Annotated in this window: 11 protein-coding genes; 7 read left to right on the top strand and 4 right to left on the bottom strand. The window is 47.2% G+C overall.

Annotation, left to right across the window (positions count from 1 at the left end):
* Positions 1-138 precede the first annotated feature (138 nt).
* The 5 genes from ACEW9O_RS01955 (at position 139) to ACEW9O_RS01935 (ending at position 5,500) form a co-directional block, all read left to right on the top strand.
* Positions 139-3,372: a S41 family peptidase gene (locus ACEW9O_RS01955; protein ID WP_373548433.1), complete on the top strand. Its 3,234-nt coding sequence runs from the start codon at positions 139-141 to the stop codon at positions 3,370-3,372.
* A 488-nt stretch (positions 3,373-3,860) separates the two neighbouring features.
* The gene (locus tag ACEW9O_RS01950; RefSeq protein ID WP_373548432.1) at positions 3,861-4,313 is read left to right on the top strand and encodes a nuclear transport factor 2 family protein; all 453 of its coding nucleotides are present in this window, start codon (positions 3,861-3,863) and stop codon (positions 4,311-4,313) included.
* Positions 4,314-4,391: 78 nt separating this feature from the next.
* Positions 4,392-4,694, top strand: a complete 303-nt coding sequence (locus tag ACEW9O_RS01945) for a DUF433 domain-containing protein (protein ID WP_373548431.1) — start codon at positions 4,392-4,394, stop codon at positions 4,692-4,694.
* Entirely contained in the window at positions 4,684-5,016 is a 333-nt protein-coding gene (locus tag ACEW9O_RS01940; RefSeq protein ID WP_373548430.1) for a DUF5615 family PIN-like protein, read from the top strand. Before ACEW9O_RS01945 ends, ACEW9O_RS01940 begins: the two co-directional genes overlap by 11 nt.
* Before the next feature lie 136 nt (positions 5,017-5,152).
* Entirely contained in the window at positions 5,153-5,500 is a 348-nt protein-coding gene (locus ACEW9O_RS01935; protein ID WP_373548429.1) for a XisI protein, read from the top strand.
* Positions 5,501-5,821: 321 nt separating this feature from the next.
* Here ACEW9O_RS01935 and ACEW9O_RS01930 read toward each other — a convergent pair whose 3' ends face one another.
* Complete coding sequence (locus ACEW9O_RS01930; RefSeq protein ID WP_373548428.1) at positions 5,822-6,163, bottom strand: hypothetical protein; 342 nt, start codon at positions 6,161-6,163, stop codon at positions 5,822-5,824.
* 14 nt (positions 6,164-6,177) lie between these two features.
* Positions 6,178-6,441, bottom strand: coding sequence for a hypothetical protein (locus ACEW9O_RS01925; RefSeq protein WP_373548427.1), 264 nt, complete (start codon positions 6,439-6,441; stop codon positions 6,178-6,180).
* 310 nt (positions 6,442-6,751) lie between these two features.
* Here ACEW9O_RS01925 and ACEW9O_RS01920 point away from each other — a divergent pair, with 310 nt between their 5' ends.
* Positions 6,752-8,008: an ADP-ribosylglycohydrolase family protein gene (locus ACEW9O_RS01920; protein ID WP_373548426.1), complete on the top strand. Its 1,257-nt coding sequence runs from the start codon at positions 6,752-6,754 to the stop codon at positions 8,006-8,008.
* Positions 8,009-8,113: 105 nt separating this feature from the next.
* Here ACEW9O_RS01920 and ACEW9O_RS01915 read toward each other — a convergent pair whose 3' ends face one another.
* Positions 8,114-8,743, bottom strand: coding sequence for an MSMEG_1061 family FMN-dependent PPOX-type flavoprotein (locus tag ACEW9O_RS01915; RefSeq protein ID WP_373548425.1), 630 nt, complete (start codon positions 8,741-8,743; stop codon positions 8,114-8,116).
* Between the two features lie 633 nt (positions 8,744-9,376).
* On the opposite strand from ACEW9O_RS01915, the gene ACEW9O_RS01910 reads away from it, so the two are divergent.
* A complete protein-coding gene (locus tag ACEW9O_RS01910; protein WP_373548434.1) occupies positions 9,377-9,724 on the top strand; it encodes a helix-turn-helix domain-containing protein in 348 nt (115 codons plus the stop codon).
* 16 nt (positions 9,725-9,740) lie between these two features.
* Here the strand turns inward: ACEW9O_RS01910 and ACEW9O_RS01905 are convergent, their stop codons facing one another.
* On the bottom strand, positions 9,741-10,535 hold the full coding sequence (locus ACEW9O_RS01905; protein WP_373548424.1) for an ion transporter: 795 nt from the start codon (positions 10,533-10,535) through the stop codon (positions 9,741-9,743).
* Positions 10,536-10,608: the final 73 nt, after the last annotated feature.

Here is a 10,608-nt window from a genome sequence, read left to right as displayed (position 1 = left end):
AGCCTAAACCTCCCTCAACCTTCTCAACCTCCCTCAACCCAGTTTTTATTAAAAAACTCAACACAGGAGACGCTACCAAAGATAAATCTCTTTTTTATATTGCCGGCCATTTACACTTCATCAACTAGTTTGAAACCAATGCAAAACCAAGTTACCCGACTCACGCTATTGTGTGCAACCCTTTTTATGAGTTGCCTTGGGGCTTTTGCCCAAAACACCCCCTCCTGGCTGCGTTACCCTTCCATTTCACCCGATGGCAAAACGGTAGTGTTCACCTACAAAGGGGATCTTTGGAAAGTGTCATCAGAAGGCGGCAGTGCCACACCCCTAACTTTGCACGAAGCCCACGACTTCATGCCTGTATGGTCCCGAGATGGCAAAACGATTTGCTTTGCCTCCGACCGTTTTGGTAATTTTGACCTCTTCAGCATTCCCGCCGAAGGGGGCGAAGCCAAACGTTTGACCTTCCACTCGGCCAATGAATACCCTTATGACTTTAGTACCGACGACAAAAACATCGTCTTTGGCTCCGCCCGGATGGATTTGGCCAGCAACCGCCAGTATCCCACCGGATCACAGCCAGAATTGTACCAAGTATCCATCAACGGCGGCAAAGTCAGTATGGTGCTGCCCACTCCAGCAGAAGATGTGAAATACAGCAAGGACGGCAGCAAAATGCTGTACCACGATAAAAAAGGCGGTGAAAACGTTTGGCGGAAACACCATACTTCTTCGATTGCCCGCGACTTGTGGGTGTACGACAGCAAAACGCAAAAACATACTAAGCTGACGAGCTTCAATGGAGAGGATCGCAACCCCATTTTTGCCGACAACGACAAAAGCGTCGTGTACCTCAGTGAGGCGAATGGCTCTTTCAATGTGCACAAATTTGCGCTCGACAATCCGACCAAGGTAGAAGCTTTGACCAGTTTCAAAAAGCACCCGGTGCGTTTCTTGAGCCAGGCCAAAGACGGTACGCTCTGCTTCAGCTACGCGGGCAACCTTTATACCATGAGTCCCAAAGCGAAACCTGTGCAGCTCAAGGTCAACATCGCTGCGGATGCCCGCCGCAACAACGAACAAATCGTGCCTGTGAGCGCCGGTGCGCGCGACATGGCCGTTTCGTCCAATGGCAAAGAGGTGGCGTTTGTGTTTCGGGGTGAAGTATTCGTCACCTCGGTGGAAGGTGGTGTGACAAAACGCATCACCAATACGCCTGAGCAGGAGCGATCGGTCAGTTTTTCACCCGATGGCAAAGCCCTTCTGTATTCCTCCGAGCGCGGCAATAGTTGGAAAATCTACGAGACCAAAATCAGCCGCAGCGAGGAACCTTACTTCTACGCCTCTACCCTACTGAAAGAAACGGCGATCATCGAAAACACAAAGGAAAACTACCAGCCACAGTATTCCCCAGACGGCAAAGAAATCGCCTTCATCGAAGAGCGCATGACCCTCAAGGTGTACAACATTGCCAGCAAACAAACGCGTACCCTGCTCACCGATCAGGAGTTGTTTTCAATGGGCGACAACGATCAATACTTCTCCTGGAGCCCTGATGGCAAATGGATTTTGTTCGACTACAGCGTACCTGGCGTGCCGACTGGTGAAATTGGCATCATCGCCAGCACTGGCAAAAGCAAAGCCATCAACCTGACCGAAAGTGGCTTCCAGGATTTTCGGCCCAAGTGGATTTTGGGCGGCAAAGCGATGGTTTGGTTCAGCAACCGCGATGGCTTGAAGTCGGTAGCCCAAAGTGGCGGTTCGCAGGTGGATGCTTACGCGATGTTTTTTACCCAAGAGGCTTTTGACAAATACCGCTTGAGCAAAGAAGACGCGGCCTTGGCCAAGGATATGGAGGAAAAAGCGACCAAAGCGGACACCACCAAAAAGGCAGCCAACAAAGATGTGAAAAAAGACAGCGTTGTACTCGATTTTGATGACCTGGCCTTGCGCAAAGTCAAACTGACCATCCACTCTTCGAACATGGCGGATGTGTTGGTGAGCAAAGACGGCGAAACCTTGTACTACCTGGCGCGTTTCGAGCGGGGCTTCAACCTCTGGAGCACCAACCTGCGTACCAAGGAAACCAAAATGTTGATCACCCTCAACTCCAACGGCGGCGGCTCAATGGTCTGGGACAAAGAGCAAAAAAACATCTTCCTGAATACCGATGGCCGCCTCGTCAAAATTGATCCGGCCGCTTCCAAACAGGAGAACATCGGCATCAATGGCGAAATGACGCTCAACGTGGCCGCCGAACGCGCCTTTATGTTTGAACACGTGTGGCGCCGCACCAAAAAGACCTTTTACACCGCCAGTTTCCACGGGGTGGATTGGGACAGCTACAAGCCGGATTATCTGCAGTTTTTGCCCCACATTGGCAACAACTACGAATTTGCGGAAATGCTCTCCGAGATGTTGGGCGAGCTGAACATTTCGCACAGCGGGGCGAGTTTCAACTCCATCAACCCCAATGGTGACCAAACGGCCTCCCTCGGGGCTTTTTATGACCAAAACTACACGGGTGCCGGAGTTCGCATTGAAGAAATTGTCAAAAACGGCCCACTGGACAAGGCTAGTTTGAACTTGCAAGCCGGGGCCATCATTGAGGCGATCGACGGCGAAAGCATCGTAGCAGGCCGGGATTTGGCGCAATACCTGAACCGCAAGGCGGGCAAAAACACCCTGCTGAGCGTACTGGAAGGCACAACTCGGCGGGAACTGATCGTCAAACCGATCTCGACTGGGGAAGAAAACGGCCTGCTGTACCGCCGCTGGGTATTGCGCAACCAAGCAGAAGTGAACAAACTCTCCAATGGCCAATTGGGCTACGTACACATCCCCGGGATGAACGACGGCGCTTTCCGCACCACTTATGAGGACGTGATGGGCAAATACGCCAGCAAAAAAGGTATTGTGATCGATACCCGCTTCAACGGCGGTGGCGACCTGGTGGCGGATTTGGCGATGTTCCTCTCGGGCAAAAAATTCATGGACTACACGACCGATACCCGGAGTATGGGCTACGAACCCAATTTCCGCTGGACCAAACCGAGCATCTCCCTGGCCAATGAAGCGAATTATTCGGATGGTCATTGTTACGCTTTCGCTATACAAGACCAAAAAATTGGCAAGTTGGTGGGCCAGCAGGTACCTGGCACTTGTACTTTCGCAAGCTGGGAAGCGCTGCAGGACAACAGCATCCGTTGGGGTGTGCCACCCGTGGGCGTAAAAGCCATGAATGGAAAGTATCTGGAGAATTGGCCGACGGAGCCAGATATTAAGGTGTGGAATGAGTATGAAGTGGTCGGAAAAGGCAAGGATCAGCAGCTGGAGGTGGCGGTGAAGACGTTGTTGGGGGAGCTGAAGTAGTTTTTTTACTTCTAAACTCTTAAGTCATGTACTCTGAACTCGGAACTCTGTTATACAGGTTTTTGAGTGACGAGTGCAGAGTACATGACTTACGAGTTTAGAAGTGGGGAGGCAGCAGAAGAGCTTGCTGGTGTTTTGTGAGCGTTTTGGGTTAAACGCTCCATAAGCTGCTCAGGGTTAATTTCACAATGACGATTTAGGCGCTTCGCGCTTTTTGAGGCTTCTCCCCGTTTGCTAAAAGCGACAGGATGGAAAACGGATGAAACGGATTGAACGGATGAGAACGGATTTTTATTCCGCCTGCGGCGGATAAGTACGAGCCGAAGGCGAGTCAAAGTCCGTTCCTATCCGTTTAGTCCGTTTCGTCCGTTTTCCAATTAATGCCGCTCTGCGCCGAAGGCTTCAAAGCGCGAAGCGCGTTTAAATTTATAAAATACACTCCACCGAAGGCGGGGTGCTAAATATTTACATCGTTCAATACCTCAATCATGACAAAAAAAAGCTACTTATCCCTCCTGTTCCTCCTCTCGCTCACTTACGGCTTTTCCCAAAACCTGCAAAAGGACAGCTCGGCAATCCGACAGGTGCTTACTGGTTTTTTTGAGGTTTTCACCAATCCGGACATGAAGCATTTTGACAACAATTGTGTCCCGAACTTCGAACTGTACGACATGGGTGAGATTTGGAACCGCGAGATGGTTGCCGAATACGTCAAAAACGTAGAAAGTAAACCGAAAGACTGGACCCGTACCAACCGCTTCGAATTCATCAAATTCAATTTTCGCAAAAATATTGCCTGGGTGAGTTACCACAACTACGCCGTCATTACCAACTCAAAAACCAATACAACCAGGAATATCCATTGGTTGGAAAGTATGATTCTTGAAAAGATGAAGGGGAGGTGGGTGCTGGTGCAGATGCATTCGACTTTGGTGAATTGAATAAGTATTCATCCAAAACACCTTGATTCGGGCTTTTTCGTTTGCTATTTTTTTTGTAAATTTGAAAAAAACAAAAAAATGGAAGCTGTTTCCAAAAATTATATCTCCATTGATCCTGAGATTTGTAGCGGGAAACCGCATATTGTTGGCCGCCGCATTACGGTGCCGCAGATTGCGATCTGGCATGAGTTTATGGGCAAATCAGCGGATGAGATTGCGACTGAGTACGATTTGAGCTTGAGTGAGGTTTATGCGGGTTTGGTTTATTATTTTGATCATCGCCAAGAAATGGATGATTTGATTGCAGAAAGTGAAAGCTTAGTATCGGCTTTGATCCAAAACACTCCCTCTAAAATCAAACTGAGCAATAGTGCCGCGTAAAATCCGCTTTTATTTGGATGAACAAGTCAGCAAATCGATTCAGTCAAGCTTAGCTCGGCGGGGTATAGAAGTTTTGACTTCCAAAGAAGCAGATATGTTAGGTACTTCTGACCTTGAGCAACTTGCATTTTGCGAGCAAAATGATTGGGTTATTTTTTCTCAGGATGATGATTTTCTAAAATTACATGCTGCTGGCCATAATCACAAAGGCGTTGTTTATGCCCGCCAAAGAACTCCAATTGGCTCTATTATTCAGGGAATGCTGTTGATCTACCAAGTTCTGGATATGGAAGACATGGTGAATCATGTTGAATATATTTGATAAGATTAAAGGTAGATGGGTGTTGGTTCAGATGCACTCGACTTTGTTGCCGTGAATATCCATTCGTCCAAAACACCATGAAACGTTTGGGCATCAAACTGCTGGTTTTTAATTCAGAACTCGAAAAAATTGAACAATGGCTGTTCTGACTGATGTGAAGCATAAAAAACAAATTACACGACAATTGATAGAACGATTGGCAAAAGTTGATGCAACTGAGCCAACAGATGCTACCATAAAAGTGGCGGATGATTCCGGTGGACATTATCTTTTGTTCAACAACACCTGGAAAGATGGCAGAAGGTACTACGGATGCTTCTTGCACATTGATGTTAACCCAGATGGTAAAATCTGGATTCAACACGATGGAACCGATCAAAACGTGGCAGAGCTGTTGATGGAGGCCGGGATTTTAAAAGAGGAAATTGTGTTGGGGTTTCAGCCGCCTTCGGTGAGGGAGGTGCTGGGGTTTTCGGCGGCGTAGGAAATAAGATCAACTGGTACTGGGCACTTGTACCTTCGCGAGCTGGGAAGCGCTGCAAGACAACAGCATTCGTTGGGGCGTGCCGCCAGTAGGGAGAAGCCATGAACGGGAAATACCTGGAAAATTGGCCAACAGAGCCGGATATTAAGGTGCGGAATGAGTATGAGGTAGTAGGGAAAGGTAAGGATTAGCTGTTGGAAGTGGCGGTTGGATTAACCATCAAAGGCAGACCATATAAGTTTGATAACGGTGGTTCCGCTTGGGCTACCATGATCGCGAGACGAAAAGCGAGAGCGGAAACACTCACGTTTTTAGAACAATTTAAATAAAACACCAGCCGCACAGCGGATAGCCAGAAAATTGTATATCCAATTCCATTGCAGAGAGATCATGTGGAACCTGCTCATGAACTTGCAGGAACATGTCCAAACTGCTGAATGAAATGGCCGAACATAGCTCTATGTGCCGAGGCTGTTCATCCCGTACAAAAGCGAAACATTCCGCAATCATACTCGACACATCGAGCGCCAGGGAGGCCAGTGGGTTCCCGGCGAAATCCTCTAGATCGGGGGTAACACTTTTGATCAGATTATCGATCAATTCCAGCTCTTCAGGATCAGCATGTTTTTGAGCAATACTACATCGATGGTATAGTGTAAGCACCCCCTCAAACCATCTCACTTCCCCCCTCCCTGCACAAATTCAGCCCGAGCTTCCCCATTATTTTTAATCACCCTCACCCTGCAATAATGGATCAACAAATCGATGTCCACCACCACATCAGCAACTCGAGCCCCATGCATAACACAGGTTATTTTTGCCTGTAAAAATTTTTCATGCCATTCATCCCAGGTTTCAGGCATACGCTCCCGATCGTCTATCGTTGCCAAAAAACGGTCCCAATCTTCTTTCCGATAGTAGGCGAAATTTAGAATGGTCATTACGGTGTTTTTTAGGGTTGAAAGAAAAAGAGTCAACCTGGGATGGTTGCCAAAGGCAAAGATATGTATTTTTATTTTTGAGCTAAAGTAGCGGTTTATCAAAGTTTGTAGTACCATCAGCGCAAAAAACATCCGCTCGCGACAGCGAGAGCTTCAAAGGGATCCACCAGCCCTTACGGAGTAATGACCTAAAATTTCTCTTGGTCACCCACACTGAGTTCCAAGCTACTGCGCCATCCCCTCCAATTTTTCCAAAAAACCTTTATCATTGCACTATCCTAATCAAAACCACCTACAATTTTTTTGTACCATGCTGCGCAACCTCTCGCTTTTTATCCTTCTGATAGGTTCTATTCAATTGACGACTGCACAATCCCAAGCCCTCACCCGAGCCGAGCTTTACAACAAAGTCAAAGGTATGCTCGTCGGCTCCGCCATTGGGGATGCCATGGGCGCTCCTACCGAAATGTGGTCGAGGGAAAGCATCAAGATGGAATACGGCTTTGTAGACCACCTGGACTCTATGGTGCGCGAACCCTCGCCTGAAGGCACCTGGCAGTGGAACCTTCCGGCGGGTGGCACCACCGACGATACCCGTTGGAAAAAACTCATGTTTCATTACATGCTGAGTGTGGGCGACAAACCGGTGTACGACGCCCAAAAATTCGCCAGTCACATCGTCCAGGAATACGAAAAAGCGGTTAAAGCCCTGAAAACCACCGAAGGTTATGCCCCAGAAGCATTCGAAGCCGCCGCCAGGCGGATGGCCTGGACGCAAGAATGGGCTGCGGTAGCACGTCCCTTTGCTGCGGGGAATTACCTGGAATACAACACTGCACTTAGTCGTTTTTACGGCGGAGAAATGGTTTGTGCGGGGTTGTTGTATGCCCCTGCCGCCGGATTGCTGTTTCCCGGAAACCCACAAAAGGCTTATGCTGAAACCTTCAAAATCAGCATTTTTGACCTGGGCTATGCCCGCGATTTGACTTCCCTGATCGCGGCCATGACCGCAGCAGGTATGGCCAAAGGATCGAGCCCCGCCAAAATGTTAGAGGTATTTCGCGACGTTGATCCCGAAGGTTTTTTCAAAAGCCGTTTGGTGAGCCGTTCGGCCTACCGGATTCTGCGGGAAGCCATGCAGATTGTAACGGAAGCGCGAAAATTGCCAGCATCAGCCATCGATAGTGCCAGGATTCCTTACCCAAAACGTTTGAAAGTAGATGCGCTATATCTGGCTCAGATGCAAAAAGCCTTCGAATTGCTGGATGCCAAAAACCAGGACATGCCCTTTCACGCGGGTGAGATCACCTTACAAGTATTGACCGCCATGCTTTTTGCAGACTTTGATTTTGAAAAATCCATCATTTTTTTGATCAACCTGGGGCGTGACAATGATACTACCGCTGCTGTTCTTGGCGGTGTTTTGGGTGCTTATTGGGGCGCAGACCACTTGCCTGCACATCTGGTTGACCCAGTTATGAAGGTAAACAAGGAGTTGCTGGATAACGATTTGGAGCAGCTTGCGAATCAATTGACAGATAAAATTTATCAGATTAGGACACATTAATGCTTTTCGGGGCAGTGATCTGCTGGCACAAGTCTTCCACTCTATTGCTCGATTGACCCAAGTCTTCGTGCCCCGCGCTGGTTCATGCCTCACAGACTCACTCCTCTAATACAAATTTGTTTTTTCATCGTTTTTTATCAACTCATCCATTTCTTCGTAGCTGATGTCAAGTTTTCCATGGTCCACCAGTGATTTGGCCAAAGATGGAACAGAACGTTCTGGTGTATCATCAATTTTCATCCACAGGTTAGATCTGATCATACATTTGGCACAGTGCATAAATGCCTCTTTTACTGTTACAATGATTGCGAATGAGGGCAGTTTGCCTTGACAAGACAATAGTTCCAAAACCCTTTGATCCCTTACTATTTTAGCCTCTCCATTCACGCGTAGTGTTTCATTAATTCCCGGAATCAAAAAAATCAACCCGATGTTTGGATTTTGCAGGATGTTCGTAAAAGTATCGGCTTTGCGGTTTCCCGGTCTGTCCGGGATGGCTAGCATTTTATCGTTCAATACTTTTACAAATCCGGGTGGGTCTCCTTTGGGGGATACATCAAAATTTCCATTCGAGTCAGCTGTTGCTATGGTGATGAATGGAGAATTTTCAATGAATTTCGTACAGTTTTCATCAATGTAATGTATTGTTTTTCGCGTAACTCTTTCGCTAGGATGCCCGAGGGTTTCACGGAGTTCTTTCTCGGTGGTTATAATTTTATCGAATGTCCATTCCATATTTTTTATTGGTTTTAAATGACACACAACGCGAGGCGCTTTGCGAAGTTCTGAAAAATAATTGACTCACATTACGCATTTTATTTGCCGCAGAGTTTCACAGAGTACACGCGGAGTTTCGCGGAGTTTTTTTAGGGGCACCTGCGGTGCGGAGAGGCTACGGAGGTCGCCATTGTTGAAGCTTGGGTCCTTTTATCAAGTCCAATTATCACTGGCTTGTCTTAAGCAAAATTTTTCCGGAGCACAAACTCCAGCCACCGCAGGTGGCAAACTCCTTAAAACTAAAAAACTCCGCGAAACTCCGCGTGTACTCTGTGAAACTCTGCGTTAAAAAAACTAGGGTTAAATTGAAATCGCAGTATGTATCAATGATGCTCATTTTACTTTCATCAGATGAACTCTATGAACAGCACTGCGTAATGTGAGTAATTGAGTATATCATCACCTCCAAATTCGCCTCGCCCCTGTGCTTCATTCCACTGGTTGCTCCACCTTATTTTTGATCGCAGGCACAGTCTGTGAATAGGTCCAAATCGCCTTTGCCTCCTCGTCGGTCAGGGCGGTATAGGGCAGCATCGGATAGCGCAACGCGGGACCATTGGGCCGAATCCCCGTTTTTAGTGCCAGTACAAACTGCTAGCCATTCAGGTAGAAAAACTCGCCCATACTTGTTTTATGAGTCGCCGCCAATTGCTCCGCCGTTTCGAAAACGCTATTGGGATCAACCCTAAATTGTTTTCCCGCATCGTGCGTTTCCAACAAATTTTCACGGCTGTGGAGCATGGTGCTGTTGAACCAGAATGGTCCCATCTTGCCTACGACTCTGGCTATTTCGATCAGGCACATTTCATCCATGATTTCAGGGAGTTCAGCGGGATGTCTCCTTCGCAATTTTTTCATCAGGCGCAGCGCTCAGCAATCGGACTATCTTTTGATGAAAACAAAGGAGATGCAAAGTTGTACGGCAAGGTTTATTTATAGCTTGGAGCAGAGCCAACTACCCCAATTCTTTGCCACAATGGCTACAAAAATTCGCGTTGATGTCGTTGGCAACGCTGCATTCCGGGCATTTTTTGTGCGCACTACCCGCTGCTTTCGACATTTCAACGCTGACAATACCCGTAGGGATGGCAATGATGGCATAGCCCACAATCATGGCAATGGAAGAGATGAATTTTCCCAAATTGGTGCGTGGAACAATGTCACCATAACCAACGGTTGTCATGGTGATGATGGCCCAATAGATGCTTTGGGGAATGCTCGTAAAACCATTTCTCCCTCCTTCTATCACGTACATCACCGTACCCAGTAGGATGTTTATGGTCAATAGTGCAAAAAGGAAAATGCTGATTTTGTGCATACTGGCTTTTAATGCCTTCACTAAGACGATGGCTTCAGCATTGAAATTTGCCAGTTTTAAAATCCTGAATACCCGCAATAGCCTCAATATTCTGACCACCAATAGATAGTTGGTACCCCACACAAATAAACTCAGGTAAGTGGGTAGAATAGACAGCAAATCCACGACTCCCCAAAAACTGAACACATACCTGATCGTGTTGTGGCTGATGTATACCCTGAGCAGGTATTCGAAAGTAAAAACGATGGTGATCACCCACTCTGAAATGTATAAAATGGTATGCAGCGTTGGGGGTAAATTGGGCACACTATCCACTATCGCAATGAGGACACTGAACAAAATGCACCACAATAGGATGATATCAAACTGTCGGCCTTGTTTGGTGTCACTATTGAATACGATTCGATACAGTTCTTCTTTGGACAACAACATTTAGCTGAATTATAAGCTGATCAGTGTCCAAAGCTACATAAAATCGCTGCAAACAACAATTTTTTGATAGATT

This window comes from Haliscomenobacter sp., from assembly GCF_041740695.1.
Taxonomy (GTDB): Bacteria; Bacteroidota; Bacteroidia; order Chitinophagales; family Saprospiraceae; genus Haliscomenobacter.
Note: the sequence above shows the minus strand (reverse complement) of the source record. Positions and strands in the feature narration are given on the sequence as shown.

Bases quoted from the DNA above. Each gene is read 5' to 3' on its own strand.
- ACEW9O_RS01955 (WP_373548433.1), top strand. From the start codon at position 139: ATGCAAAACCAAGTTACCCGACTCACGCTATTGTGTGCAACCCTTTTT.
- ACEW9O_RS01935 (WP_373548429.1), top strand. From the start codon at position 5,153: ATGGCTGTTCTGACTGATGTGAAGCATAAAAAACAAATTACACGACAA.
- ACEW9O_RS01950 (WP_373548432.1), top strand. From the start codon at position 3,861: ATGACAAAAAAAAGCTACTTATCCCTCCTGTTCCTCCTCTCGCTCACT.
- ACEW9O_RS01925 (WP_373548427.1), bottom strand. From the start codon at position 6,441: ATGACCATTCTAAATTTCGCCTACTATCGGAAAGAAGATTGGGACCGT.
- ACEW9O_RS01920 (WP_373548426.1), top strand. From the start codon at position 6,752: ATGCTGCGCAACCTCTCGCTTTTTATCCTTCTGATAGGTTCTATTCAA.
- ACEW9O_RS01945 (WP_373548431.1), top strand. From the start codon at position 4,392: ATGGAAGCTGTTTCCAAAAATTATATCTCCATTGATCCTGAGATTTGT.
- ACEW9O_RS01915 (WP_373548425.1), bottom strand. From the start codon at position 8,743: ATGGAATGGACATTCGATAAAATTATAACCACCGAGAAAGAACTCCGT.
- ACEW9O_RS01905 (WP_373548424.1), bottom strand. From the start codon at position 10,535: ATGTTGTTGTCCAAAGAAGAACTGTATCGAATCGTATTCAATAGTGAC.